Annotated in this window: 22 protein-coding genes; 5 read left to right on the forward strand and 17 right to left on the reverse strand. The window is 70.8% G+C overall.

The annotated features are described in order from the left end of the window. Positions 1 to 20: 20 nt before the first annotated feature. Together ACFWYS_RS16720 and ACFWYS_RS16725 are read left to right on the forward strand one after the other, a co-directional pair. The gene (locus ACFWYS_RS16720) at positions 21 to 1442 is read left to right on the forward strand and encodes a lipase maturation factor family protein (RefSeq protein ID WP_384768585.1); all 1422 of its coding nucleotides are present in this window, start codon (positions 21 to 23) and stop codon (positions 1440 to 1442) included. Between the two features lie 49 nt (positions 1443 to 1491). Then, the gene (locus tag ACFWYS_RS16725; protein WP_384768588.1) at positions 1492 to 1881 is read left to right on the forward strand and encodes a cupin domain-containing protein; all 390 of its coding nucleotides are present in this window, start codon (positions 1492 to 1494) and stop codon (positions 1879 to 1881) included. A gap of 35 nt (positions 1882 to 1916) precedes the next feature. Here the strand turns inward: ACFWYS_RS16725 and ACFWYS_RS16730 are convergent, their stop codons facing one another. From ACFWYS_RS16730 to ACFWYS_RS16765, 8 genes are read right to left on the reverse strand one after another with little or no spacing between them, the layout of a single operon-like run. Further along, on the reverse strand, positions 1917 to 2771 hold the full coding sequence (locus ACFWYS_RS16730; RefSeq protein WP_384768591.1) for an amidohydrolase family protein: 855 nt from the start codon (positions 2769 to 2771) through the stop codon (positions 1917 to 1919). Then, positions 2756 to 3070: an L-rhamnose mutarotase gene (locus ACFWYS_RS16735; protein WP_384768594.1), complete on the reverse strand. Its 315-nt coding sequence runs from the start codon at positions 3068 to 3070 to the stop codon at positions 2756 to 2758. The genes ACFWYS_RS16730 and ACFWYS_RS16735 overlap by 16 nt, the downstream gene beginning before the upstream one ends. 10 nt (positions 3071 to 3080) lie before the next feature. Beyond that, entirely contained in the window at positions 3081 to 4052 is a 972-nt protein-coding gene (locus tag ACFWYS_RS16740) for an aldo/keto reductase (RefSeq protein ID WP_384768596.1), read from the reverse strand. Beyond that, complete coding sequence (locus tag ACFWYS_RS16745) at positions 4049 to 4804, reverse strand: SDR family NAD(P)-dependent oxidoreductase (protein WP_384768599.1); 756 nt, start codon at positions 4802 to 4804, stop codon at positions 4049 to 4051. Before ACFWYS_RS16745 ends, ACFWYS_RS16740 begins: the two co-directional genes overlap by 4 nt. Continuing rightward, positions 4801 to 6156, reverse strand: coding sequence for an L-fuconate dehydratase (locus ACFWYS_RS16750; protein ID WP_384768601.1), 1356 nt, complete (start codon positions 6154 to 6156; stop codon positions 4801 to 4803). The genes ACFWYS_RS16745 and ACFWYS_RS16750 overlap by 4 nt, the downstream gene beginning before the upstream one ends. A 37-nt stretch (positions 6157 to 6193) precedes the next feature. After that, positions 6194 to 7219, reverse strand: coding sequence for an ABC transporter permease (locus ACFWYS_RS16755; protein WP_384768604.1), 1026 nt, complete (start codon positions 7217 to 7219; stop codon positions 6194 to 6196). Beyond that, positions 7212 to 8726 carry a sugar ABC transporter ATP-binding protein gene (locus ACFWYS_RS16760; RefSeq protein ID WP_384768607.1) on the reverse strand — a complete coding sequence of 505 codons (1515 nt, stop codon included), beginning with the start codon at positions 8724 to 8726 and terminating at the stop codon, positions 7212 to 7214. The genes ACFWYS_RS16755 and ACFWYS_RS16760 overlap by 8 nt, the downstream gene beginning before the upstream one ends. Continuing rightward, positions 8723 to 9793: a sugar ABC transporter substrate-binding protein gene (locus tag ACFWYS_RS16765; protein ID WP_384768610.1), complete on the reverse strand. Its 1071-nt coding sequence runs from the start codon at positions 9791 to 9793 to the stop codon at positions 8723 to 8725. The genes ACFWYS_RS16760 and ACFWYS_RS16765 overlap by 4 nt, the downstream gene beginning before the upstream one ends. Positions 9794 to 9975: 182 nt before the next feature. On the opposite strand from ACFWYS_RS16765, the gene ACFWYS_RS16770 reads away from it, so the two are divergent. Further along, positions 9976 to 10680, forward strand: coding sequence for a FadR/GntR family transcriptional regulator (locus tag ACFWYS_RS16770; RefSeq protein ID WP_384769104.1), 705 nt, complete (start codon positions 9976 to 9978; stop codon positions 10678 to 10680). A 76-nt stretch (positions 10681 to 10756) separates the two neighbouring features. On the opposite strand, the gene ACFWYS_RS16775 is transcribed toward ACFWYS_RS16770, so the two are convergent. The 7 genes from ACFWYS_RS16775 to ACFWYS_RS16805 all read right to left on the reverse strand — a co-directional run bounded on the left by ACFWYS_RS16775 (position 10757) and on the right by ACFWYS_RS16805 (position 21170). Beyond that, complete coding sequence (locus ACFWYS_RS16775) at positions 10757 to 11572, reverse strand: N-acetylmuramoyl-L-alanine amidase (RefSeq protein WP_384768613.1); 816 nt, start codon at positions 11570 to 11572, stop codon at positions 10757 to 10759. 90 nt (positions 11573 to 11662) lie between these two features. Continuing rightward, positions 11663 to 14686, reverse strand: coding sequence for an alpha-mannosidase (locus tag ACFWYS_RS16780; RefSeq protein ID WP_384768616.1), 3024 nt, complete (start codon positions 14684 to 14686; stop codon positions 11663 to 11665). A 35-nt stretch (positions 14687 to 14721) separates the two neighbouring features. Beyond that, entirely contained in the window at positions 14722 to 16746 is a 2025-nt protein-coding gene (locus tag ACFWYS_RS16785) for an endo-beta-N-acetylglucosaminidase (protein ID WP_384769106.1), read from the reverse strand. 5 nt (positions 16747 to 16751) lie between these two features. Continuing rightward, on the reverse strand, positions 16752 to 18008 hold the full coding sequence (locus ACFWYS_RS16790) for a glycosyl hydrolase (protein WP_384768619.1): 1257 nt from the start codon (positions 18006 to 18008) through the stop codon (positions 16752 to 16754). 64 nt (positions 18009 to 18072) lie between these two features. Further along, complete coding sequence (locus tag ACFWYS_RS16795; RefSeq protein WP_384768622.1) at positions 18073 to 18981, reverse strand: carbohydrate ABC transporter permease; 909 nt, start codon at positions 18979 to 18981, stop codon at positions 18073 to 18075. Continuing rightward, positions 18978 to 19871 (reverse strand): carbohydrate ABC transporter permease, encoded by an 894-nt coding sequence (locus ACFWYS_RS16800; protein ID WP_384768624.1) that lies wholly within the window; start codon positions 19869 to 19871, stop codon positions 18978 to 18980. The genes ACFWYS_RS16795 and ACFWYS_RS16800 overlap by 4 nt, the downstream gene beginning before the upstream one ends. Before the next feature lie 6 nt (positions 19872 to 19877). Further along, complete coding sequence (locus tag ACFWYS_RS16805) at positions 19878 to 21170, reverse strand: ABC transporter substrate-binding protein (RefSeq protein WP_384768627.1); 1293 nt, start codon at positions 21168 to 21170, stop codon at positions 19878 to 19880. Positions 21171 to 21353: 183 nt separating this feature from the next. Here ACFWYS_RS16805 and ACFWYS_RS16810 point away from each other — a divergent pair, with 183 nt between their 5' ends. Further along, positions 21354 to 22400 carry a LacI family DNA-binding transcriptional regulator gene (locus ACFWYS_RS16810; protein WP_384768630.1) on the forward strand — a complete coding sequence of 349 codons (1047 nt, stop codon included), beginning with the start codon at positions 21354 to 21356 and terminating at the stop codon, positions 22398 to 22400. A 15-nt stretch (positions 22401 to 22415) separates the two neighbouring features. Here ACFWYS_RS16810 and ACFWYS_RS16815 read toward each other — a convergent pair whose 3' ends face one another. Then, the gene (locus ACFWYS_RS16815; protein WP_384769109.1) at positions 22416 to 23105 is read right to left on the reverse strand and encodes a helix-turn-helix transcriptional regulator; all 690 of its coding nucleotides are present in this window, start codon (positions 23103 to 23105) and stop codon (positions 22416 to 22418) included. A gap of 83 nt (positions 23106 to 23188) precedes the next feature. Here ACFWYS_RS16815 and ACFWYS_RS16820 point away from each other — a divergent pair, with 83 nt between their 5' ends. Continuing rightward, entirely contained in the window at positions 23189 to 23623 is a 435-nt protein-coding gene (locus ACFWYS_RS16820; protein WP_384768633.1) for a hypothetical protein, read from the forward strand. Positions 23624 to 23745: 122 nt separating this feature from the next. Here ACFWYS_RS16820 and ACFWYS_RS16825 read toward each other — a convergent pair whose 3' ends face one another. After that, on the reverse strand, positions 23746 to 25290 hold the full coding sequence (locus ACFWYS_RS16825) for an alpha-L-fucosidase (protein ID WP_384768635.1): 1545 nt from the start codon (positions 25288 to 25290) through the stop codon (positions 23746 to 23748). Positions 25291 to 25300: the final 10 nt, after the last annotated feature.

Consider the following 25300-nt stretch of genomic DNA (forward strand, 5'->3'; position numbering starts at 1 on the left):
ACGGAAGGAGGGGTAGGGCCGTGGACTGGTTCGTCGCACCGGACTACTGGACGAGTCGGCTGGTCTTCCAGCGGGCTCTGGCCGGCGTGTACCTCGTCGCGTTCCTGACGGCGGCCCTGCAGTTCCGGGCGCTGATGGGCGAGCGCGGCATGCTGCCCGTGCCGCGCTTCGTCGCGCGGGTGCCCTTCAGGGCCGCCCCGAGCGTGTTCCACCTCCACTACTCGGACCGGTTCTTCGCGGCCTGCGCCTGGGCGGGCTGCGCGGTGTCGGCGGCGCTGCTGGCCGGGCTGGACTCCGTGGTGCCCCTGTGGGCCGCGATGCTGCTGTGGCTGATCCCCTGGGCGCTGTACCTCTCCATCGTCAACGTCGGCCAGACCTGGTACTCGTTCGGCTGGGAGTCCCTGTTGCTGGAGGTCGGCTTCCTCGCCGTCCTCCTCGGCAACGACGAGGTGGCGCCGCCGGTCGTGGTGCTGTTCCTGCTGCGCTGGATCCTGTTCCGTGTCGAGTTCGGCGCGGGCCTGATCAAGATGCGCGGCGACGCCTGCTGGCGGAAGCTGACCTGCCTGGACCACCATCACGAGACCCAGCCGATGCCGGGCCCGCTGAGCTGGTTCTTCCACCATCTGCCGAAGCCAGTGCACCGCGTCGAGGTGGCCGCCAACCACTTCACCCAACTCGTCGTGCCCGTCCTCCTGTTCACCCCGCATCCGATCTCCACGGCAGCCGCCGCACTGATGATCGTCACCCAGCTGTGGCTGGTCCTGTCCGGCAACTTCTCCTGGCTGAACTGGATCACCATCGTGCTGGCCCTGTCGGCCCTGCGGTTCCCGGGCGATGCGCCCTCCGTGCCGGGCGCGCCGCTGTGGTACGAGGTCGTGGTGCTCGCGGTCGCGGCGCTCCTCGTCTTCCTGAGCTACCACCCGGTCGCCAACATGATCTCCCGCCGCCAGGTCATGAACCGCTCCTTCGACCCGCTCCATCTGGTCAACACCTACGGCGCCTTCGGCAGCGTGAGCAGGATCCGCTACGAGGTGGTGATCGAGGGCACCGCCGACGACGTGCCGCGCGAGGACTCGGACTGGCGGGAGTACGAGTTCAAGGGCAAGCCGGGCGATCCCCGGCGCTGGCCGCGCCAGTTCGCGCCGTACCACCTCCGGCTGGACTGGCTGATGTGGTTCGCCGCGCTGTCGCCCTCGTATGCCGGGGCGTGGTTCGGCGCCCTGGTGGAGCGGCTCCTGGAGAACGACCGCGACACCCTGAAGCTGCTGCGCCGCTCGCCGTTCCCGCCCGGCGAGCCGCCGCGCCACATCCGCGCCCGCCTCTTCCGCTACCGGTACACGACCTGGCGTGAGCTGCGGGAGACGGGGGCGTGCTGGGAGCGGGTGTATGTGCGGGAGTATCTGCCACCCACCCGGCTGGCGGGGGCGGCGCAAAGGTCGTGAGACTCAGAGGTCGTGAGGTTCGAAGGGCCCGAGAGAAACGGAGTCTGCCATGGACGGTCGGCAGGATCAGGTCAGGGTCGTCACGCCCCGCGACCGAAGGCCGGGGCCGCCTACTCCGGGGATGGACCGGCAGGAGGCGTTCGCCACCCGGGGCACATGGTCGGGATACGTCCGCACCGAAGCCGGCATGGTCTCCGGCTGGCACCACCACGGCGACTGGGAATCAGTGATCTACGTCCTCACCGGCGCGCTGCGCATGGAGTTCGGCCCTGACGGCGCGAACACGGTGGAGGCCGGCCCCGGCGACTTCATCCACGTCCCCAAGGGCGCCGTTCACCGGGAGAGCAACCCTTCGGCCGAGCCCGCCGACATCATCGTCGTCCGAGCCGGCGCCGGAGGAGAGTCGACCTTCAACGTCGACGGACCGGAACGGAGCTGAGACGAGCCGAGCGGGCACTGCCGAGCGGGCCGCCGTCAAAGACCGTAGACCTGGGCGGCGGTACCCGCGAAAAGCCATGTGCGTTCGGCGTCGGAGAGCTCACCGGTCAACTCCTCCGCGGCGTCCAGCACTTGACCGTACGTCGCCGCCAGCGTGCACACCGGCCAGTCCGAGCCGAACATCAACCGGTCCGGGCCGAAGGCGTCCAGGACCACATCGGCGTACGGACGCAGGTCGTCGACCCTCCAGGAGGCGGGGTCGGCCTCGGTGACCATGCCGGAGAGCTTGCAGACGGTGTTGGGGAGGGCGGCGAGTGAGCGCACGCCGGTTTCCCAGGGCTCTCGCTCGCCGGAGGCGATGGGCGGTTTGCCGAGGTGGTCCAGGACGAAGGTGAGGCCGGGGTGGTCCGCGGCGGCCTTGACGCAGGCCGGCAGCTGGTGCGGCAGTACGACCAGGTCGTAGACCAGCCCCGCGTCCGCCACGGCCGTCAGCCCGCGCCGTACGTCCGCGCGCAGCAGCCACTCCGGGTCGGGCTCGCCCTGCACCTGGTGGCGGATCCCCTTGAGGTACGGCCCGCCGGGCAGCTCCCGCAGCCGGGCCAGTTCGTCGGCGACGTCCGGGCGGGTGAGGTCGGTCCAGCCGACGACTCCGGCGATGAGCTCATGTGCGCGGGCGAGGGCGAGGAACTCGGGGGTCTCCTCGGCGACCGTGACCGTCTGGACGAGGACGGTGCGCTCGACGCCGGCCGACCGGGCCTCGGGGGCCAGGTCCGCGACGGTGAAGTCCCGTCTCAGCGGCCGGAGTTCGGGGCCCGTGATCCAGTCCTGGTCCCGCACCGACAGGTCCCAGACATGGTGGTGCGCGTCGACGACGGTCACGGCAGCTCCCATACGACGGGCAGACCGGCGTCCGCGCCCTCGCCGGAGTAGTCGTGCACCACGTCGAGCAGTTCGGCCATACGGGCCTGCCAGGCCACGTTGACCGGCAGTTTCTCCAGCTCGGCGAGGAGGCGGCCGTAGTCCTCGCAGTCCAGGACGTGGAAGAGGTCGGTGCCGCTGCGCCAGATCGTCCAGGAGGTCGCCCCGGCGGCGCGGATGGCGTCCGTCAGCTCGACCGGCACCTCCCGGTGGGCGGCCTCGTACTCGGCGATCCGGTCCGCGCGGACCTTGGTGTGCAGGGCGACTCTCATCGCGGCTCCTTCATCGCTGCTCCTTGTCGGACAGCAGGCCGGAGTCCAGCAGTTCCTGCCAGAACGCCATCGGCACCTCCGTCGCGAACTGCTCGGCACAGTCCCGGACCTCGTCGGCCGACCGGACGCCCACGAGGACGCTCGCGACGGCCGGGTGCGCGGCGCAGAAGGCGAGGGCGGCGGCCCGCAGGGTGATGCCGTGCCGGTCGGCGAGGGATTTCATGCGCAGCGCGCGGTCCAGCAGCTCCTTCGGGGCCTGGGTGTAGTTGTACGTTGCGTCGGGCCTCGGATCGGCCAGGAGACCGGAGTTGAAGGCGCCGCCGACGACGACGGAGGTGTGGCACTCGACCGCCACGGGCAGCAGGTCGTCGAGCGCGCTCTGGTCGAGCAGCGTGTAGCGGCCGGCGCACAGCACCACGTCGACGTCGGTGTCCATGGCGAAGCGGGTGAGCATCTCGGCCTGGTTCATCCCGGCGCCGATCGCGCCCACGACCCCCTCGGAGCGCAGCTGCTCCAGCGCCGGATAGCCCTCGCGGAAGGCCTGTTCGGCGTGGTCGTCGGGGTCGTGGAGGTAGACGACGTCGACACGGTCCAGGCCCAGCCGCTCCAGGCTCCCCTCCAGGGTGCGTCGTACGCCGTCCGCGCTGAAGTCCCAGACGCGGCGCCGGTCGGCGGGGACGGCGAAACCGTTGGCCAGGTCGTCGCCCGTCGCATCCGCTACCGGCTCCAGCCGCCGGCCGACCTTGGTCGAGATCGTGTACGCCTCGCGCGGATGCTCCCGCAGCGCGGCGCCGAGGCGGCGTTCGGACAGGCCGAGGCCGTAGTGCGGGGCCGTGTCGAAGTAGCGGATGCCCGCTTGCCAGGCCGCGTCCACCGCCTCGTACGCCTGCTGCTCGCCGACCTCGGTGTAGAGGTTGCCGATGGCGGCCCCGCCGAAGGCCAGCGGGCTGACCTCGACGTCGGTGCGACCGAGCCGGTTCACCGGCCGACCGGCCTGAGGCGCAGGCCCTGCATGCCGCCGTCGACGGCGAGGGCGGTGCCGGTGGTGGCGCCGGAGAGCGGGCTCGCGAGGTAGGCGACGGCGCCCGCGACCTCGGCCGCGGACACCAGGCGGCCGGTGGGCTGGCGGGCCTCAAGGGCGGCGCGTTCGGCGGCCGGGTCGGGAGCTTTGGACAGCAGTCGTCCGACCCAGGGGGTGTCCACCGTGCCGGGGTTGACGCAGTTGACGCGGATTCCCTCGCGGACGTGGTCGGCGGCCATGGCGAGGGTGAGGGAGAGCACGGCGCCCTTGGTGGCGCTGTACAGCGCCCGCTGCGGGAGCCCGGCCGTGGCCGCGATGGAGCAGATGTTGACGACGGCGGCGTGAGCCGACTCGCGCAGATGTGGCAGCGTGGCGCGGGCGACCCGCACCATGCCGATGACGTTGACGTCCATGACCCGGTGCCACTCGGCGTCGTCGTTGTCCTCGACGGTGCCCTGTGCGCCGATCCCGGCGTTGTTGACCACCACGTCCAGCCCGCCGAGCTCCGCGACCGCGGCGGCCACGGCCTCGCGCACCGAGGTGTCGTCGGTGACGTCGGCGCGGAAGGCGAGCAGGGGCTTGTCGACGGAGGACGGGTCCAGGTCGAGTACGGCGACCTGGGCGCCGCGCGCGGCGAGGAGTTCGGCGGTGGCCCGGCCGATGCCGGAGGCGCCTCCCGTCACCAGCGCCTTGAGACCCTCGAAGTCGCTCATGCCGCGTGCCCCTTCTCTTCGGCGGTCTTGAGGTCGGCGGCCCAGAAGGCGCCGTCCGGGAACGTGTACCGCGCGATCGACTCGGGCCGCATGGCCGCCGAGAAGCCGGGCGCGGTGGGTGCCGTGTAGTGACCTTCCCTGATCACCGCCGGGTCGAGGAAGTGGTCGTGCAGATGGTCGACGTACTCGATGACCCGGTCCTCGGTGGTGCCGGTGACGGCCACGTAGTCGAACATCGACAGGTGCTGGACGAGTTCGCACAGCCCGACGCCGCCCGCGTGCGGGCAGACCGGCACGCCGAACTTGGCGGCGAGCAGCAGGATGGCGAGGTTCTCGTTGACGCCGCCGACGCGGGCCGCGTCGATCTGGAGGACGTCGAGGGCGCCGGCCTGGAGGAGCTGCTTGAAGACGACCCGGTTCTGCACGTGCTCGCCGGTGGCGACCTTGACCGGGGCGACGGCCTCACGGATGGCGGCGTGGCCGAGGACGTCGTCGGGGCTGGTGGGCTCCTCGATCCAGTACGGGTCGAACTCGGCCAGCGCCTTCGTCCAGCGGATCGCCTCGGCCACGTCCCAGCGCTGGTTGGCGTCGATGGCCATGCGGATGTCCGGCCCGACGACGGAGCGGGCGACGCGGCAGCGGCGTACGTCGTCCTCCAGGTCGGCGCCGACCTTCAGCTTGATCTGGCGGAAGCCGTCGGCGACGGCCTCGGCGGCGAGGCGCGTGAGCTTCTCGTCGTCGTAGCCGAGCCACCCGGCGGAGGTGGTGTAGGCGGGGTAGCCGCGCTCCAGCAGCCGGGCGGCTCGCTCCCGCGCGCCCTCCCGGCCCCGGCGGAGGACGGCCAGCGCCTCCTCGGGTGTGAGTGCGTCGGTGAGGTACCGGAAGTCGATCTGGCGGACGATCCACTCCGGGTCGGCGTCGGCGAGGAGCCGCCACAGGGGCTTCTCGGCCCGCTTGGCGGCCAGGTCCCACACGGCGTTCATGACCGCGCCGATCGCCATGTGCATCACGCCCTTCTCGGGGCCGAGCCAGCGCAGCTGGCTGTCGCCGATCAGGTCGCGGTTGAGGGTCCCCGGGTCGGCGCACAGCTCGTCGACGGACCGGCCCACGACATGGCCGCGCAACGCCTCGATCGCGGCGACCTGGACCTCGTTCCCCCGCCCGATGGTGAAGGTGAACCCGTGCCCCTCGTGCCCGTCGGCCGCGTCGGTGCGCAGCACGAGGTACGCCGCCGAGTAGTCGGGGTCGGGATTCATCGCGTCGGAGCCGTCGAGCTCGCGCGAGGTGGGGAAGCGGATGTCATAGGTGTCGACCGCGGTGACGCGGGTGGGGGTGCCGGGGGCCTGGGACACTGAAGTCCTTTCCGTCAGGGGGCAGTGGGCAGCCGGGTCAGTCCTGCGCCCGGCCCGTCGTCACACGGGCGATCATGAGGGCGATCAGGATGATTCCGCCGTAGATGGCCTGGATCCAGAACGACGGGACCTGGGCGAGGGTGAGCAGGTTCTGGACGACACCCAGAAGGAGTACGCCGGTCAGGGCGCCGAACATGGTGCCCCGGCCGCCGTCCAGGCTGATGCCGCCGATCACCGCGGCCGCGAACACGGTGAAGATCATGTTGTTGCCCTGGTTGGCGCTGATCGCGCCGACATAGCCCGTCTGGATGATGCCGCCGACGGCCGCGAGGGTGCCCGCCACGACGAACACGCCGAGCATCACGCGCTCGACCCTGATGCCGGCCGCGCGGGCGGCGTCCGCGTTGCCGCCGATGGCGTACAGCGCCCGTCCGATGCGGTGGTACTTGAGCACGAACCCGGCGACCGCGAACGCCGCGGCGGCGAGCCACACCGACATCGGGATGCCGATGAAGGTGGTGGTGGCCAGGGAGTAGAAGCTCTCGGGCATCCCGAACAGCGTCTTGCCCTTGGTCGCGCCGACCAGCAGGCCACGCAGGACGATCAGCATCGCGAGCGTCACGATGAACGCGTTGAGCTTGAACTTCACGACCAGGATGCCGTTGAAGGCTCCGACGGCCGCGCCGACCAGGAGGATCGCCAGCAGGGACAGGGCGGCCGGGAGTTCGGTGCCCCAGCCGGACTGGGCGACGGGCAGCACGAGCAGTGCCCCGACGGCGGGCGCGATGCCGACGACCGACTCCAGGGAGAGGTCGAACTTGCCGGTGATCAGGACCAGCGACTCGGCCAGCACGACCATGGCGAGCGCGGCGGAGGCGCCGAGGATCGAGATCAGGTTGCGCTCGGTGAGGAACGAGTCGTTGACCACCGTGCCGAGCACCATGAGGAGCAACAGCGCTGGAACCAGGGCGAGTTCGCGGGCGCGGCGGAGCAGGACCGTCCTGGCGGCACGGGCGTCCGGCACCTTCACGGGCAGGGCCGGTGGGGCCTTGGTGTCAGCCATGGTGGTCCACTCCTTCGATGGAGGCGATCAGCTCGTGGTCGCGCCAGCCGGCCGGATGCTCGGCGACGACACGGCCGTGGAACAGGACGAGGACGCGGTCGCAGCGGCGCAGGTCGTCGAGTTCGTCGGAGACGACCAGCACGGCGATGCCGTCCTCACGGGCGCTGTCCACGCGGGCCAGCAGGGACTCCTTGGACTTCACGTCGACCCCGGCCGTGGGGTTGATCAGCACGAGGAGCCGGGGGTCGGAGGCGAGGGCGCGGGCCATGACGACCTTCTGCGCGTTGCCGCCGGAGAGGTCGGAGACGGGCTGGTCGGGGCCCTCGGTGTGGATGTCGAGGCGTTCGATGAGGGCGGTGGCCAGGCCGCGCTTGCGTTCGGTGCCGACGAACCCGAACCGGCCGAGCCGCTCCAGGACGCTCATGGTGGCGTTGTCGCCGATGGTCATGCCGGAGACCAGGCCCTGGTCGTGCCGGTCGCGGGGTACGCAGGCGACGCCCGCCGTGAGGGCGGCTCCCACGTTTCCGAACGGCAGCCGCTCGCCGTCCAGTCGGGCCGTTCCGCCGGTCGGGGTGTGCAGCCCCGCGAAGGACTCGGCGAGCTCGACCTTCCCGCTGCCGCTGATCCCGGCGAGCCCGACGACCTCGCCGCGGCGGACGGTGAGGTCGATGTCCTGGTACGCCGGTGAGGTGAGCCCGCGCGCTTCGAGCAGGACCGGCGCGTCGTGGTCGACGTCCCTCGGGTCCACGGCCTGTTCGGCGATGGCCTCCAGGGACTCCCCCGCCATGGCCTCCACCAGGGCCCGGCGCGGGAGTTCGGCGACCGGGGCGGTGGTGATCCAGCGGGCGTCGCGCAGGACGGTGACGGTCTGGCAGACCTCGTACACCTCCTGGAGGTGGTGCGAGATGAACAGGAAGGTGACACCGGAGTCCTGGAGCGCCCGCATGCGCGTGAACAGCCGCTCGATCTCACGCTTGTCGAGCTGTGCGGTGGGCTCGTCGAGAATGATGAAGCGGGCGCCGAAGCTCAACGCCCTTGCGATCTCCACCATTTGGCGGTCCTCGACCTTGAGGTCGGCGGTGCGGGCCTCGGGGTCGACGTGCACGTCCCAGGTGGCGAGGAGTTCGGCGGCCTCGGCCCGCAGCTTGCGCCAGCTGATGAAGCCGCGCTGGAGCGGCTGCCGGTTGATGTACAGGTTCTCGGCGACCGTCAGCTCGGGGACGACGGTGGGCTTCTGGTAGACGCAGGCCACCTTGCGGCGCCAGGCGTCGCGGTCGGCGAGCGGGGGTGCGGGCTCGCCGTCGAAGCGGACCTCGCCCTCGTCGGCGGCCTGGAGTCCGGTGAGGATCTGGACCAGGGTCGACTTGCCGGCGCCGTTGCGTCCGACGAGGGCGTGGGACTCGCCGGGCAGGACGGTGAGGCGGCCGTCGGCGAGGGCGGTGGTGGGGCCGTAGCGCTTGACGATGTCGCGCGCCTCGACGAGGGGGGTGATCACGGACGTACTCATTTGACCGTGTTGCCCCAGAGCTTGGGGTCGTCGACGTTGTCCTTGGTGACCAGCGGGGCGGGCAGCTGGTCCTCCAGGATGCCGCTGGGCAGCTTGACGATGGTCGAGTCGTGGTCGGTGGGACCGGGCTCGAACTTCTTCCCCTCCATCGCCGCCTTGATGTAGTACATGCCGTACTTGGCGTACAGGTCGGCGGGCTGGGAGACGGTCGCGTCGATCTCGCCCTTGCGGATGGCGTCGTACTCCTGCGGGATGCCGTCGTTGGAGACGATCGTGATGTGCCCGTCCTGCCCGGCCTTCTTCAGCATTCCCTTGGACTTGAGGGTCTGGAGGGTCGGGGCGAGGTAGACGCCGCCGGCCTGCATGTAGATGCCCTTGATGTCGGGGTTGGCGTTCAGGAGGGTGTCCAGCTTGGAGGCCGCGGCGTCGGACTCCCACTTGGCCGGTATCTCCAGGACCTTCAGATCGGGGAAGTTCTTCTTCACGCAGGCCCGGAAGGCCTCGGAGCGGTCACGGCCGTTGACCGAGGCGAGGTCGCCCATGATCTGCACGACCTTGCCGGAGGGGATCTGCTTGCCGAGGTACTGGCAGGCCTTCTCGCCGTACGCCACGTTGTCGGCGCGCACCACCATCGCGACCTTGCCCTTGTCGGGCGCCACGTCCACGGCGACGACCGGTACGCCCTTGCGCTCCGCCTGGTCGAGGCCGGCCTCGATGGCGGCGCTGTCCAGCGGGGCGACGACGAGGCCCTTCACGCCCTGGGTGAGCTGGTTGTTGATGTCGGTGATCTGCTGGGAGGGGTCGCTGTTGGAGTTGACCGTCTTGAGCGTGTCGACACCTTCGGAGTCGGCCATCTTCGGCACGTAGTCGTTGTACGACTGCCAGAACGGCGAGGTCAGCAGGGGCAGGATCACCCCGACCTTGCCGCTGCCGCCGCCCTCGGCGCTGGATGCGCCGGTGTCCTTGGTGCTGCCGCACGCGGCGAGGACGAGCGAGGCGCCGGCGACCGCGCACACCGCCCCGACCATCCGTGACCTGTTCTGCTTCCGCGCTGTAGTGCCGTGCATCTGGCGGCTCCTCGTTGAGCGTGTTCGAGCACATGGTTCGAGCAGATGCCCGCATATTTATCAGACCACTTCCGGAGAAGAACACCCTCCAGCGGCAGATTTTCCGGCATCTCGACTGTATTGGTCGGACCACCTCGCTGGTTAGACTGCGGCGCACCGGTGACAGGAGGAATGGCGTGAACGTGGACGAGACAGCCCCGCAGAAGGGCACCGTGACGCAGCGCGCCATCGAGCAGATCAAGGCGATGATCGCGGGGGGCCGCCTGGAGCCGGGGCAGCGGTTGCCGACCGAGCGCGATCTGGCGGCGCAGCTCGGCATCTCCCGCAGCTCGATGCGGGAGGCGATCCGCGCGCTCACCGTGCTGGGAGTGCTGGAGGCCCGGCACGGTTCGGGTATCTACGTCACCCAGCTGGAGGCGGGCGATCTGCTGGAGACGTTCGGCGTGGTCGCCGATCTGTCACGGGGCCCTCGGCTGGTGGAGCTGCTGGAGGTGCGGCGCATCCTGGAGTCGACGGCGACGGCCCTGGCGGCGGCCCGGATCACCGCGGACCAGCTCGCGGAGGTCGAGAAACACCTCACGGCGATGAACGCCACGGACGACCCCGAGGAGATCCTCGCCCACGACCTGGCGTTCCACCGCGAGATCGCGACCGCCGCCGGCAACGACACCATGGCCGCGATCCTGGAGGGCCTGTCCTCCCGCACCTTCCGCGCCCGCGTCTGGCGCGGCTACCAGGAGGAGGGCGCCTTCGCCCGCACCCGACGCGAACACGCCGCGATCCATCGCGCCCTGGTCGCCCGCGACCCGGAGGCGGCCCGGGCCGCGGCGGCGGCGCATGTGGGCGAGGTGGAGGAGTGGCTGCGGGCACAGCTCGGCGGCGGCTGACCGGCAACGCGAAGGGCCGCTCCCCTCACCTCCCGTGAGAGGGGAACGGCCCCGGTGTCATGACGTCATGTCCGCGCTACGGCTTCACATCGAAGCCGTGCTCCCGGCCGAGCCTCTCCAGTGACGTCTGGCCGGGGATGCCGTCGGCGTCGGGGCCCGAGAAGCCGCAGCGGCGCTGCCACTCGGCGTACGCGTCGACGGTCGTGGTGCCGAAGTGGCCGTCGGCGTACCTCGGTTCGAGGAGGCCCTCCGCGACGAGCGCCTTCTCCACGGTCTTCACGCCCGAGTAGGAAACCGGCGTGCCCGCCTTGGCCGGGTCGTGCCGGGCCGCGGCGACCACCTTGGACACGTCGACGACCGTCCGCGGACCGGGCACGGTGGTCGAACCGCCGGGCCGCGGGGCGCCGTTGCGTACCCAGGCGTAGAGGTGCTCGCCCGGGCACTCCGTGGCCAGGCCGTCCCGGTGGCCCTTGATCTCGTGGCCGGCGCCGTGCCTGCGCAGCAGCTCGATGCCGTCGCGGATCGCGCCCAGCATGGCGTCCGTCGGCTTGGTCAGCCCCTTGTCGCCGACCAGGCCGACGATCGCGTAGTGGCCGCGGTTGAGGGGCTGGTTGCCGTTGGCCCCGGTGCGCTTGCCGAGGCCGCGGCCCTCCAGGAGGTAACCGTGCGGACAGGCGCCGTAGTTGTAGGCGATGTCGGAGTAGTTCTGCTTCTTGTCGGCGAGATGGGATACCCGGATCGCCTTCCACTCGGCGATGCAGAGGTCATGGTCGTCGAGGAGTTTGACGCTGACCGTCGTGCCTTCGTAGTGCACCTTCACACCCTTGGTCGAGGTCTGTGTCGGTGCGGCGGATGCGGGCCAGCCGAGCTGGTCGCGTGTGACGAGTTTCAAGGTTGCCTCCAAGGCGCTGATGGAACGCCAACCCCTTCGAGTGTGAGTCCAGTTGCCCGCCACTGCGCCAGGAATCGCCGCCATTCACCCTCAGTGGACCTCGGCCCGCTGCAGCCGCAAGGTCATCAGCTCGAACGGCCGCAGCCGCAAGGAGACTCGACCGCCCTCGTACGACGGGGTCTCGGGCAGCGGGCGCTCCAGCAGGTCCGTCGCCGTGACGTCCGCGACCTCGAATCCGGCGGTCAGCGTGGCGCGCGCCCGGCCGCCGTGCGCCTCGTGGAGGCCCACCACCACGTCACCGCTGCCGTCGTCAGCCAGCTTGACGGCGGTGATCACGACCGCGTCCCGGTCCACCGTCACCAGCGGGGCCACCTCCCCGGCACCGGTGATCCGCCGTCCCGGCAGGTTGATCCGCCAGCCCTCGCGTACCGCGTCCGCGATGCCCGCACCCGGCACCAGGGCGTGCCGGAAGCGGTGGACGCCCTGGTCGGTCTCGGGGTCGGGGAAGCGCGGGGCGCGCAGTAGAGAGACTCGCACGGTGGTGGTCGTACCGTGGTCGCCGTCGGTGCGGACCGTGCGGGTCACGTCGTGGCCGTACGTCGAGTCGTTGACGACGGCGACGCCCCAGCCCGGCTCCTCCAGCTGGACGAAGCGGTGGTTGCAGGCCTCGAACTTGGCCGCCTCCCAGCTGGTGTTGGTGTGCGTGGGGCGGAAGAAGTGCCCGAACTGGGTCTCGGACGCGTACCGCTCCGCGTGCACGTCGAGCGGGAAGGCCAGCTTCAGGAACTTCTCCGTCTCGTGCCAGTCGACCTCCGTGTCGATCAGCAGCCGCCGCTCCCCCGCCGCGAGGGAGAGCCGCTGGGTGACGCGCGAGGCACCGAAGGACCGCACGATCCGAACCGAAGCCTCGTCATCGCCGGGGGCGATCTCGTCCACGCCGGTCAGGTCGGTGACCGTGTGGCGGTAGAACTCGTCGACGTCCCAGGCGTCCCACATGTTCGGGAAGTCGGGGTGGAGTTGGAGGAGTCCCGCGCGCCGGTCCGGGGCGATCGTCTCGCGGTCCGCCTCGATGTCGTACGCCGAGACGACCAGGCCCTGTGCGTCGATCTCGATGCGCAGCAGGCCGTTGTCGAGGACGAAGCCTCCGCCGGGGCGTTCCGTGAGTGCCGTCCGGCCCTCGGTCACCGGGGTTCGCGCGCCGCCCGCGGGAATGCCGTCGCGCGCATGCGGAGCGGCGTTGAAGACGAGCTCGGTACCGCCCTCCCCCGCCAGGGCACGCTGCGCCGAGTCGATGATCGCGGTCAGCTCTCCGGCGAGGCGCTCGTAGGTCGCCCGTGCCTCCCGGTGCACCCACGCGATGGACGAGCCGGGCAGGATGTCATGGAACTGGTGCAGCAGCACCGTCTTCCAGATGCGGTCCAACTCCTCGTACGGGTAGGGGAATCCGGTGCGTACGGCGGCCGTGGCGGCCCACAGCTCCGCCTCGCGCAGGAGGTGTTCGCTGCGGCGGTTGCCCTGCTTGGTCTTCGCCTGGCTGGTGAGGGTGGCGCGGTGGAGTTCGAGGTAGAGCTCGCCGACCCAGACGGGCGCGTCGGGGTACTCGGCCTCGGCCCTCTGGAAGAACTCCTCCGGGGTCTCCCAGACGACGGTCGCGGAGCCTTCGAGGTCGCGCAGCCGGGCCGCCTTGCCGACCATCTCGCGGGTCGTGCCGCCGCCTCCGTCGCCCCAGCCGGTGGGGGCGAGGGAGTGCCGGGCTGCTCCCTTGTCCTTGAAGTTGCGGGCCGCGTGGGCGATCTCGCTGCCCTTCACGGAGCAGTTGTAGGTGTCGACGGGCGGGAAGTGGGTGAAGATCCGGGTGCCGTCGATGCCCTCCCAGCGGAAGGTGTGGTGCGGGAACTTGTTCGTCTGCGACCAGGAGATCTTCTGCGTCAGCAGCCACTTGGAGCCGGCCGCCTTGATGATCTGCGGGAGCCCGGCCGCGAAACCGAAGGTGTCGGGCAGCCACGCCTCGTCGTTCTCGATGCCGAACTCGTCCAGGAAGAACCGCTTGCCGTGCACGAACTGCCGGGCCATCGCCTCCGAGCCGGGCATGTTGGTGTCCGACTCCACCCACATCCCGCCGGCCGGCACGAACCGCCCGTCGGCGACCGCCTTCTTCACCCGCGCCCACACCTCGGGCCGGTGCTCCTTCACCCAGGCCCACTGCTGGGCCTGGGACATCGCGAACACGAACTCCGGCTCGTCGTCCAGCAGCGCGGTCATGTTGGACGTCGTACGCGCTACCTTGCGCACCGTCTCCCGCAGCGGCCACAGCCACGCCGAGTCGATATGGGCGTGGCCGACGGCGCTGATCCGATGGGCGGAGGGCACGGCCGGCTCGGACAGGACCGTCTCCAGTCGCACCCGCGCCTGCGCCGCCGTTCCGTTCACGTCCTGCAGGTCGATGGCGTCCAGCGCCTTCTCGACCGCCCGCAGGATGTCCCAGCGGCGCGCCGACTCCACCGGCAGCTCGGCCATCAGTTCGCCGAGCACCTCCAGGTCGAGCACGAGCTGCCACACCATCTCGTCGAAGACGGCGAGGTCCATGCGGGTGAGCGTGTACTGCGGTGCGCCGCCCGCGGTCTCCTTGTCGCCCAGCCGCGTCGGCAGGAAGGGGTGGTAGTCGAGGATGACGGGGTTGGAGGCGGCCTCGATGTGCAGCCGCACCTCCTCACCGCCCTCGACGGGAGCCCCGACCCGGACCCACTGGTTGCGGGGGTTGAGGCCCTTCACCGGGGTGCCGTCGGGCCGGTACACCAGGCCCTCGCACTGGAAGCCGGGCATGTTCTCGTCGAACCCGAGGTCGAGCAGCGCCTCCACCGTCCGCCCGGCCCACGCCTCGGGCACGGTCCCGGTGACCCGGAACCAGCTGGTGCCCCAGGGAGCACCCCAGCGGGCGCCCACCTCGATCGGTTCGGGCTCGGCGGCGAGCCCCTCGGCGACCGGCACCGGCTCGCCGGGCGCATGCCACACCGCCACCTCCAGCGGCACGGACTGCGGGTACACGGCGGGGCGGACGCGCTCGTCCAGGACGCGCCTGAGACGGGCTTCGACCAGGCTGCGGTCGTCATGCATGCGGGGTACTCCGTAGGTCGTCCGGGTGCGGGTGGTTACCAGGTGTGGGTGACGGTCGCGGGGGCCGACGTGGTGTAGAGCTCCCCTACGCCGCGCACTTCGAACCGTGCCGTCCGTTCGCCCTGTTCGGGCCGTAGACCGGCGACGAAGTAGGCCTGCTGGCAGGTGCCGCCGAGGAAGCGCCGGGTGCCGTCGGGGAGGAGGCGGTGCAGGGTGTGGTGGCGTGTGGCTGACGCCATTGCTTCGTCGACGTCGCCGGGGGCGGGGGTCCAGGCGAAGCGGAGGTCGCCGCCCGACGCGCCGGTGATGCGGAGGCCGGAGGGGGCGGCGGGCGTGTGCCGGGCGGTGCGGACGGCGAGGCCGCCGAGCCGCCATCGCACGGGGCCGCCGTCAGGGGCGGTCAGCCGGACACCGATGGCGTGCACGGTGCCGGTCAGACCGGTGAGCGGGATCGTCACGGTCTGCCAGCCGTCGCCCGCGGTCACCGGCAGATAGGTGTACGGCGGTGTCGCGCCCGGTCCGCTCGGCTCCGCCGTGGCCACCGCCAGCTCGGCGTCCACCGGGCCCTCGTCGGTCCGGCAGGTCAGCTCGACCACCGTGTCGGCGCCGACCGGCAGCCGTGTCGCGTACACGTCCACGACCACCGGTTCGTCCAGTTCACCGGCGACGAGCACGCTGCTGCCACCGCGCCACGCGTCCTCGAAGTCGAAGGTCACGGCGGGCCGCTGCCCTTCGGTGTGCACGACCCAGCGCCGGGACGGCAGCCGGTCCTGCAACCCCAGGTGGTTCCACGGCGCGTCCGACGTCACCTCCCCGTCCTCGTACCACCGCAGCCCGTGCCCGGTGTTGAACACGCTCGCGAACGGCACGGAGGTGACCGTCGACCGGTCGGCGACGGACACCGCCGGGGCGCGCCAGCCGTCCGTGCCGTCGGGCCGTGAGGGATCCAGTGACCGCCCGGTCCAGAACCGGTCGTCGGCGGCATGGAAGTCCCCCGGGCCGCGCCCGTCCGCCGGCAGGTGATTGCGCGTCCACTCGGGCCTGTAGAAGCCGACCGACACCACATGCGCCCGGTCACGCGGCACTATCGCGTCCCAGTTCACGGAGGAGTTCCATCCGCCAGCCTCGACATCGACGCCCGCCCACAACTCGTAGCGGCTGCGGCCCAGTTGCCCGGCCCGCTGCCCCGACGACGTCAGCTTCGCCGCCGTCCACCGGAAGTCGACGAACATGTCGTCGGCGGCCTGGAAGAACGCCTCGTTCTGGGAGTTGAGGGCCCCCTGCCAGCTCACGGACCCGTTCACGGTCATCGAGTCGTACCAGGTGACCCGCTGCCCCTTGCCCTTGGCGAGCGTCTTCAACTCCCGCATGAAGCCGAGCATGTCCGCGCCCAGTGCGCTGTCCCCGCCACCGGTCTCGGCGTTGACGAACCACCCGTCGAACCCGTACGCCTCCGCCACCGCGACCAGCCGCTCCGCCAGCGGATACCGTCCGGCGGTGTCCTTCTGCACCAGGTCACGCGTCCACCGCAACTGCCCGCCGTAGGCGACGGGCGGCAGGAAGGTGTTGCCGAGGACCGGCACGCCGTGGCGGTGGGCGGCGTCCACGACCGGCGCGTTCGGCGCGAGGATCAGCCCCTCGCCGGAGGAGCCGCCCCAGAACACCAGCTCGTCGATGTAGGCCCAGTGGGTGAGGGCGTAGTAGTCGGCGGTGGCCGAGCCCTGGGAGGGGTTGCTCGCGGTGGGCCCGAAGGACACCAGGGACTGGATACGGGCCTGGCCCGCGCGGGCGGTCGGGTTCGCCGGGGTCGGGGTGAAGCGTGCGGCCAGCGGGACCGTCGCCGCGTTGAAGGCGAGGTCCGGGTCGTCGGCCGGACGCCAGGACTTCAGGCTGCGCCAGGTGATACCCGTGCCCGGGGTGCCGGAGGGCAGGGTGTCCGGGTACCAGTAGGAGGCGTACGGCTGGAGCGCGGCGGCCTTGGGAGCGGCTTCCGCCGACAGCGGCGGCATGAGTGCGGCCGTGGCCGCCGCGATGAGAACGGTGCGTCTGGTGGGGTTCACGGGGTTCACGAGCGGGTGCCTCCTGGTGGGGTGGGGAGTACCTGATCGGGAGCGACGACCTCGGTGATGCCGCGCGCGGCCAGATGGTCCTGGTCGTCCGCGCGGGTGTCGAGGACGGTGGTGGGGCGTACGCCGTCGGCGACCAGCCAGAAGTAGGCGTCGAAGACCGCACCGCCCGGCGCGCAGCGCGAGCGGGTGGCCGGATCGGCGGGGACGACCAGCGCTGTCGTACGCGGCGCGGGCGCATGCCGGGACTCCCGGGCGGCCCGCTCCAGCACGCGAGCCGTGTCCTTCGGCTTCCGGTCGTTGGTCAACAGGCCGAGCCCGTATTCGAGTGGGGGGAAGTCGGCCAGCTCACGGGACACGTCGTGGGAGCACCACCAGGTGATCCCCCACAGGTCGGGACAGTCCAGCGCGTTGACGACGGTCGCCTCGGTGAAGGCGGCGGCGTGCTCCGGCGGGACCAGCGGCGCGGGCGCGCCGACCTCCTGGAGCCAGACGGGGCGGCGCGGATCGTCGGCCCAGGCCTTGCTCAGCTCGACGAGGTACGCGGCGTGGTGCTCGGCCGGGACGGAGGTACGGCCGTGGCGCTGGGCGGTGCCGTTGAAGACCCAGGAGTGCACGGCGGTGAGGCCGCCGTGGCGGGCGGCCTGGGCCGGGGTGAACGGCTGGTCGTCCTGGTACCAGGTCGCGTCGTACTCGGCATGCAGATGGAGCCGCCCCGGGGCGCCCTCCTCGCAGGCGGCGAGCATCCGCGACAGCCAGCGGTCGATCTCCCCCTCGGTGGCACGGTCGGGGTCGGGGTGCGGGTCGGCCGAGAACTGGTTGACCTCGTTGCCGAGGGTCATGCCGAGGAAGCCCGGCCGGTCGGTCAGGGCGGCGGCGAGGGTGCGCAGATAGGCGGCCTGGCCGTCGAGGACGTCCGGGTCGGTGAAGAGGTTGCGGCGATGCCAGGTCCGGGTCCAGGCCGGCAGGAAGTCGAAGCTGCTCAAGTGGCCCTGCAGACCGTCCACGTTGACGTCGAGACCGCGTTCCGCGGCGGCGTCGACGAGCTGGACCAGCTGCTCGACGGCCCGTCCCCGGATCAGGGTGCGGTTGGGCTGGAAGTACGGCCACAGCGGGAAGACCCGCACATGGTCGAGGCCCAGCGCCGCGATGGAGTCGAGATCGGCGCGCACCGAGTCGAGGTCGAAGTCGAGCCAGTGGTGGAACCACCCTTCACTGGGGGTGTAGTTGACGCCGAAGCGCACGGCAGAAGGCATGCGTGTCCTTGTGACGGAGGTACGGGGCCCGGCCCCTGACAGGTGGTCAGCCCTTGGCGAGCGGTCAGCCCTTGACGGCGCCCTCGCCGACGCCGCGGAAGAAGTACCGCTGGAGACAGGCGAACAGGGCGATCAGCGGCGCCACGGCGATGATCGTGCCCGCGGCGACCAGGCGTTCGTCGCCCGCGAAGGTGCCGTGCAGATAGTTGAGGCCGATGGTCAGCGTGAACTTGGACGGATCGCTCAGCACGATCAGCGGCCACAGGAAGTCGTCCCAGGCCCCCATGAAGGCGAAGATCGCGACGACGGCGAGGGTCCCCTTCACGGACGGCAGCGCGATGCGCAGGAACCGCTGCCAGACGTCGGCACCGTCGACATAGGCCGCCTCCTCGATCTCGTACGGCAGGTTCAGGAAGGCGTTGCGCATCAGCAGGACGTTCATGGCGCCGATGCAGCCGGGCAGCACGACGCCGATGAGCGTGTTGTTGAGCCCGAGCTCCCGCATGGTCGTGAACTGGGCGATGATGATGCCCTCCACGGGCACGAGCATCGCCAGGATGAAGGCGAGGGTGGCCGCCCGGCGGCCCCGGTAGCGGAGCCGGGCGAGGGCGTAGCCCGCGAGTGCCGAGCCGACGCAGTTGGTGACGACGTTGGCGGTGGCGACCTTCAGCGAGTTGAGGGCGTAGTCCCAGACGGGGATGGTGTCGGCGACCCGCTCGTAGTTGTGCAGCGTCGGATCGCTCGGCAGGAACTTCGGCGGGGAGCTGAAGATGTCCTCGGTGGGGCCCTTGAGCGAGGTCGACAGCTGCCAGATGAACGGGCCGACGGTGAGCGCGAGGACGGCGAGCAGCAGCAGGTAGCGCAGGATCAGCTCCCACACCCGGATGCGTCGGCCGTGCTCGTCGGTGACGCGGGGCTCCCGTCCCGCGACGGGCGCCTTGGCGGCGGGCCGTACCTTCTCCATGACGCTCATGTCTCGTCCCTCCGGTCGGCGCGCAGCACGAGCAGCATCAGGGCGACGGTGACGACGAAGACGACCACCGAGATGGCCGAGGCGTAGCCGACGCGTCCGGTCAGTCCGGTGCCGGTGCGCTGGACGAGCATGACGAGGGTGGTGTCCTCGCCGGCCGGGCCGCCGCTCGGGCCGGCCATCAGGTACACCTCGGAGAACACCTTGAAGGCGGCGACCGACGACAGGGCCCCGACCAGGACCATGGTGGAGCGGACGGCGGGCACGGTGACCGTCAGGAAGCGGCGGACCGCTCCCGCTCCGTCCACGGCCGCCGCCTCGTGCAGTTCGCGGGGCACGTTCGCGAGCGCGGCCAGATAAATGATCATGTAGTAGCCGAGGCCCTTCCAGACCGTCACGGCCATGGCACTCAGCAGAAGCAGCCACTGGTCGCTGAGGAAGCCCATCCGGCCGACGCCGACCGTCTCCAGCAGGGAGTTCACCAGGCCGCGCTCGTCGAGCAGCCACACCCAGATCAGCCCGACCACCACGATCGAGGCGACGACCGGGGTGTAGAAGGCGGAGCGGAAGAAGGTGATGCCGGGGATGTTCTTCTGCACGAGCAGCGCGAGCAGCAGCGGCAGGATGACGAGCGCGGGCACGACACCGACGACGTACAGCGTGCTGTTGCGCAGCCCGATCCAGAACATGTCGTCCTGCAACAGCTCGCGGAAGTTGGCCAGGCCCACGAACTCGCCGGGGATCAGGGTGCGCCGGTCGGTGAAGGCGTTGACCAGTGTGGAGACGAACGGGTACAGGATGAAGGCGCCGATGATCAGCAGGCCCGGGGCGGCGAACAGCCAGGGGCTGGTGGGCAGTTGGCGCCGCACCCGGGAGACGGTGGAAGGGGCCATCGCGGGCTAACCCTGCTGCTGGAGAAGCCGGTTGCAGGCCTCGACAGCGTTGTCAAGAGCCTCCTTGGGACTCTCCTTGCCCTGCAACGCCTTGGCGACCTCGTTGCGCAGCTCGGTCTTCATCTGCTCGCTGAACAGCACGGGCGTGTAGTTGACGGCGTTCTTCAGCGACTTGGCGGCGGCGATCCGCACCCGGGTCTCGTCGCTGCCGTCCTCCTTGGTGAAGTACGGGTCGTCGAGCGATCCGGCGGTGCTGGGGAAGATGGCGACCTGCTTGGCGAACGACATCTGGTGCTCGGCGTCGGTGACGTAGTGCGCGAAGGCGACCGCGGCGGGCGTCCGCTTGGTCTGCGCGTTGACCATCACGCCCATCACGTACATGTTGACGTGGCCGGTGCTGGTGATCTGGTCGGTGATGCCGATGTTCTTGTACAGATTCGGCGCCTGCTTCTTGAAGTTGCCGAGGTCGAGCGCGCTGCCGGGGTTCATGGCGACGGCGCCGGTGAGGAACTTCTTGCCGGACGACTCGGGGGTGGCGGTCAGCGCCTGCGGGTCGAGAGCCTTGGCGTCGTACAACTCCTTGTACTTGGTGAGGAGTTCGACCCCCTTGGCGTCATTGAAGGAGAAGGCGGTGCCCTCCTTGTTCATCAGCTCGACGCCGTAGCGGCCGAAGTCCTCGACGGTGGGGACGTTGGCGAGGGTGGCGACCTTGCCGTCCGTCTCCTTCGCCATCTTCAGCGCGGCGTCGAAGACCTCGTCGTACGTCTTCGGCGGCTGCTCGGAGTCGAGGCCGGCCTCCTTGAAGAGGGTCTTGTTGTAGAAGAGCGGGCCGGTGTTGAGGTACCAGGGGAAGGCGTACGTGCCCTCCATGCCCGGTATCCGGTGGCTGGCCCAGGCGCCTTCCAGATACTCCTTCCGGTACTTCCCGGCCGCCTTGTCGAGGTCGAGCGCGAGGCCCGCCTTGGCGAGCGGGGCGACCAGGTCCGGGGAGACGTTGACGACGTCGGGCAGGGTGCCGCCGGCCGCGTCCGCGCTGATCTTGTCGGCGTAGCCCTCGGCGGGCTGGTCGATCCACTTCACCTGGGTGCCGGGGTACTTCTTCTCGAAGTCGGCGATGAGGCCCTCGAAGTAGTCCTTGAAGTTGGCGCGGAGATTCCAGGTCTGGAAGGTGATGTCCCCCTCGACCTTGCCGGAGGCGTCGGCCGTGCCGCTGTCGCCCCCTGACGAACCGCAGGCGCTGAGCGGAAGCGCGACACAGACGGCGAATGCGGCAGCGAGGGCTCTACGGGATATGGGCACCGTGAACCGGCCTCCTTTTAGGGCGGGTTGGTCGACGTGGCAGACCCTGCACGCCGTTTCAGGGGCCCGTCAATGGCTCTCGCGCAGCTAATTTCTTTAGTGACTAATGCGTATTAGGATCATCCAGCTGAACCGCATTAGTGCATACTGCTCGGGGAATGTGCCGGTGGAATGGGGGTCTCGATGCCAGGCAAGCGGTCACCGGCCCGCCGGCCGACGATGAAGGACATAGCGCGGCACGCCGGGGTCTCCCAGAGCGCGGTCTCCTTCGCGTTGAACGGCCGGCCCGGGGTGTCGGAGGACACCCGGGAGCGGGTGCGGCGGGTCGCCGAGGAGCTGGGCTGGCGGCCCAGTACGGCGGCGCGGGCGCTGTCCGGGGAGGGTGCGGCGACGGTCGGTTTCGTGCTGGCGCGTCCGGCCGACACGCTGGGTGTGGACTCGTTCTTCCTGCAGCTCGTCTCGGGCATCCAGGAGGTGCTGGCGGAGCGCCATCTCGGTCTGCTGTTCCAGGTGGTGGAGGACATCGACGACGAGTGCGCGGTGTACCGGCGCTGGTGGGCCGAGCACCGTGTCGACGGCGTCCTGGTGGTCGACCCGCGCACCGACGATCCCCGCCCCGACCTCCTGGACGAACTCGGCCTGCCCGCCGTGGTGATCGGCGGCGCGCCCGATGAACGGCATCCCGGCCTGTCGACCGTCTGGGCCGACGACGCGGGCGCGATGGCCTCGGTCGTGGACGGCCTGTACGCCCTCGGCCACCGGCGGATCGTGCACATCGCCGGTCTGCCGGGGCTCGCCCACACCGAGCGCCGCATCCGCACACTGCGGGCCGAGGCGGGGCGGCGCGGTCTGACCGAGGTGACATCGGTGACCACGGACTACTCCGACGCCGAGGGCGCGGCGGTGACCCGCCGGGTGCTGGAGGGTCCCGCTCCCCCTACGGCCCTGATCTACGACAACGACGTGATGGCCGTCGCCGGGGCCGCCGCCGCGGCCGAACTCGGCTTCTCGGTTCCGGCGGACGTCTCGGTGGTGTCCTGGGAGGACTCGGCGCTGTGCCGCATGGTCAGGCCGTGGCTCTCGGCGCTGTCCCGGGACAGCGTGGAGTTCGGGCGTACGGCGGCACGCGAGCTGACGGCCCTGCTGGACGGGGGGTCGGCGCGGGCGGTGCGGGTGCCGGTGCCGCGGTTGATCCCCAGGGACAGCACGGGAGCCGCGCACACGCCGTAGACACCCTCCCCGCGCTCAGGAGGAGGCCGGTTCCAGCACCACACAGCACCGGCCCGGGCCCGGCGCCAGTTGTGCCCGGAAGGCGGTGTCGCCCGAGGTGGCGAGCGCGCCGCTCAGCAGATGGAGGTTCATTCCGCACACCGTTTCCACGTGCTTGCGTGCCAGCACATGGAACGGGCAGTTCCCGAGGACGACGGTCTCCCCCTCGCGGCGCGGCTCGAAGCCGTACCGCTCCAGCATGTCCACCACTCCCGCCGGCGCCTCGCCACCCAGCCGTTCGCCCAGCGCCGCCGCCTTGCGGTACAGCACCGCGCGGACCGGCTCGCCCGTGCTGTCGGACTCCTCCACGGCCTCGGCGAGCAGCTGCCCGGCCATCTCGTACTGCCGCGCGGGCACGCTGACGCCGACCTCCCGCTCCGAGCGCCGATAGAGCTTGGCCGGCCGTCCGGCGCCCGGCCCGGTGCGCCCGCTGCGCCGCTCGTAGACGACGTCCAGCAGCCCCTCGTCGGCCAGGCGGTCCAGATGGAACGCCGCGGTCTGCCGCGTCAGACCCAGGGCCTGGGCGGCGTCGTCCCGGCCCACGGGGCCGGTACTGCGCGCCACGTGCTCGTACAGCCGGCGGCGCGTCGGCTCGTCCAGCGCGGCCACGGCGGAGAGGTCGTCGCGGGGCGCTTCCTTCGAATGCTGCGAGTGATCCACGAACACCAGTGTAAAACCAATCGCCATTGACTAAAGAGAGGGGATGCGCTTCTATCGACAAGAGACGTTGTTCATAGAAGGAGGGCGTCATGTCGTCCGCACCCACCACCTCCGCACCCTTCACCGCGCGGCAGGCCATCGCCACCGACCCCGGCTACCAGGCCTTCTGGATCCTGCGTGTGGGGTTCGCCGTCGCTCCGGTCCTGTTCGGACTGGACAAGTTCGCCAACCTGCTCGTCGACTGGCCGGGCTATCTCGCCCCGTGGATCAACGACGTCGTCCCCGGCAGCGCGCAGGCCGCCATGTACGTCGTCGGTGTCATCGAGATCGTGGCCGGACTGGTCGTCGCGGTCGCACCGCGCTTCGGCGGCTGGCTGGTGGCCGGCTGGCTCGCGGGGATCATCGTCAATCTGCTGACGATTCCCGACTACTACGACATCGCGCTGCGCGACTTCGGCCTGCTCCTCGGCGCGGTCGCCCTGGCCCGGCTGGCCCAGCGCTATCACGGCGCCGGTCAGCACTGACGCGGCCCACCGAAAGCGAGGGGGCGGTCACCGGGCAGCAGTAAGGCGCGGGAGGGCGGTCATCAGGCCGCCGAAGCCCTGGTGACCGCCCCCTCCGCACCCGGTTCCGGACGCGCGCCCCGTCAGACCCGCGACCGGTACAACCCGAACTCCACCAGCCGCGCCCCGGCACGCGAACCGGTCACCCGCACCCGCCACCGCCGGGCCCGCACCGGAGCCGCCAGCAGCAGGATCCGGCTCGCGCCGACCGTCCCGGCCCGGGTCACCTCGGTCCACGCACCGCCGCGCTGCGCCTCGACCACGAAGCTCTCCACCTGCTGCCCGTACCGGATGTCCTCCGCCAGCCGGATCCGGTCCACCTCCCGCTCCTGGCCGAGGTCGACGGTGATACGGCCCGGCGCAGTGGTCGTCCGGCCGCCGCGCGCCAGGTCCTCCGGAAGCTCACGGTCCACACGCTCACGGAACTCCCGCAGCCGCGCCACGTCGGCGGCCGGAAGCAGCCCCTCCTTGTCGGGCGGGATGTTGAGCAGCAGCACCGAGTTGCGGCCCACCGACCGGAAGTAGATGTCCGTCAACTGCTCGACACTCTTGGGCTGCTGGTCGGCGTGGTAGAACCAGCCGTCCCGGATCGACACATCGCACTCGGCCGGCCACCACTGGAGGTAGTCCGCCACCGGCCGGGCCTTCACCAGTGCGGCACGGCTGCCCATGTCGGGCGCGTCGTAGGCGAGGGCGTAGTCGGTGCGGCCGTAGTCCTTCTCCTGTACCGGTACGACGCTCCACTCATCCTCCCGCGCCAGCCCGCCCTCGTTGCCGACCCAGCGCACATCGGGGCCGGACACCGCGATCACGGCGTCGGGCGCGAGCGACCGGACCAGGGTGTACCAGCTGTCCCAGTCGTACTTCTCCACCTTGTCCGGCGGGATACGGCCCTGGGCGCCGTCGAACCACACCTCGTCCACCGGCCCGTACTCGGTGAGGACCTCGTAGAGCTGGTTGAGCATATGGGCGCCGTAGTCGGTGGCCGGGAGGGTGTACGACCGGGACGGTGTGCGGTCGTCGCCCTCGACCAGGGTGGGGATGGTGCGGTCGGTGCGGGCGCTGCCGTTGGCGTAGACGCCGTGGAGGTACTGGTTCTCGTCGGCGGGTGAGATGTAGACGCCGACCCTGATGCCGTACCGGCGCATGGAGTCGGCGAAGGACCGCAGGACGTCACCCCGGCCGCCCTCCCAACTGCTGGAGGCCACCGAGTGGTTGGTGTAGCGGGACTGGTGGAGGACGAAGCCGTCGTGATGCTTGACCGTGAGGATGGCCAGCTTGAAGCCGCCGTCGCGCAGGGCACGGGCCCACTGGTCGGTGTCGAGGCCGGCCGGCTGGAAGACGTCCGGGTCCTCGTCGCCGGTGCCCCACTCCAGGCCGGTAAAGGTGTTCACACCGAAGTGCAGGAACGCGGTCCGCTCCAGACGCTGCCAGGCGATCTGCCGTGCGGTCGGACGGACTTGGGAAGCCTTGCGGACCAGGTCGGCCTCGGTGTCGTCGGGGCCGACGGGGATGCGGTAGCGCGGGTCGTCCGCTTCGACGGCGGGTGCTGCCAGGGCGGGTCTCGCCGCGCCGGTCACGGCGAGGGCGGCGGCTGTCGCGACGAACACGCGTCGGGAAACGGCCATCGGAAGGCTC

Source organism: Streptomyces sp. NPDC059010 (assembly GCF_042740355.1).
In the GTDB taxonomy this organism is placed as follows: Bacteria; Actinomycetota; Actinomycetes; order Streptomycetales; family Streptomycetaceae; genus Streptomyces.

Excerpts from the sequence above, each read along its gene's own strand:
- ACFWYS_RS16800 (WP_384768624.1), bottom strand. The coding sequence starts at position 19,871 with ATGGCCCCTTCCACCGTCTCCCGGGTGCGGCGCCAACTGCCCACCAGC.
- ACFWYS_RS16780 (WP_384768616.1), bottom strand. The coding sequence starts at position 14,686 with ATGCATGACGACCGCAGCCTGGTCGAAGCCCGTCTCAGGCGCGTCCTG.
- ACFWYS_RS16725 (WP_384768588.1), top strand. The coding sequence starts at position 1,492 with ATGGACGGTCGGCAGGATCAGGTCAGGGTCGTCACGCCCCGCGACCGA.
- ACFWYS_RS16735 (WP_384768594.1), bottom strand. The coding sequence starts at position 3,070 with ATGAGAGTCGCCCTGCACACCAAGGTCCGCGCGGACCGGATCGCCGAG.
- ACFWYS_RS16760 (WP_384768607.1), bottom strand. The coding sequence starts at position 8,726 with ATGAGTACGTCCGTGATCACCCCCCTCGTCGAGGCGCGCGACATCGTC.
- ACFWYS_RS16795 (WP_384768622.1), bottom strand. The coding sequence starts at position 18,981 with ATGAGCGTCATGGAGAAGGTACGGCCCGCCGCCAAGGCGCCCGTCGCG.
- ACFWYS_RS16730 (WP_384768591.1), bottom strand. The coding sequence starts at position 2,771 with ATGGGAGCTGCCGTGACCGTCGTCGACGCGCACCACCATGTCTGGGAC.
- ACFWYS_RS16745 (WP_384768599.1), bottom strand. The coding sequence starts at position 4,804 with ATGAGCGACTTCGAGGGTCTCAAGGCGCTGGTGACGGGAGGCGCCTCC.
- ACFWYS_RS16810 (WP_384768630.1), top strand. The coding sequence starts at position 21,354 with ATGCCAGGCAAGCGGTCACCGGCCCGCCGGCCGACGATGAAGGACATA.
- ACFWYS_RS16755 (WP_384768604.1), bottom strand. The coding sequence starts at position 7,219 with ATGGCTGACACCAAGGCCCCACCGGCCCTGCCCGTGAAGGTGCCGGAC.
- ACFWYS_RS16790 (WP_384768619.1), bottom strand. The coding sequence starts at position 18,008 with ATGCCTTCTGCCGTGCGCTTCGGCGTCAACTACACCCCCAGTGAAGGG.
- ACFWYS_RS16825 (WP_384768635.1), bottom strand. The coding sequence starts at position 25,290 with ATGGCCGTTTCCCGACGCGTGTTCGTCGCGACAGCCGCCGCCCTCGCC.
- ACFWYS_RS16765 (WP_384768610.1), bottom strand. The coding sequence starts at position 9,793 with ATGCACGGCACTACAGCGCGGAAGCAGAACAGGTCACGGATGGTCGGG.
- ACFWYS_RS16820 (WP_384768633.1), top strand. The coding sequence starts at position 23,189 with ATGTCGTCCGCACCCACCACCTCCGCACCCTTCACCGCGCGGCAGGCC.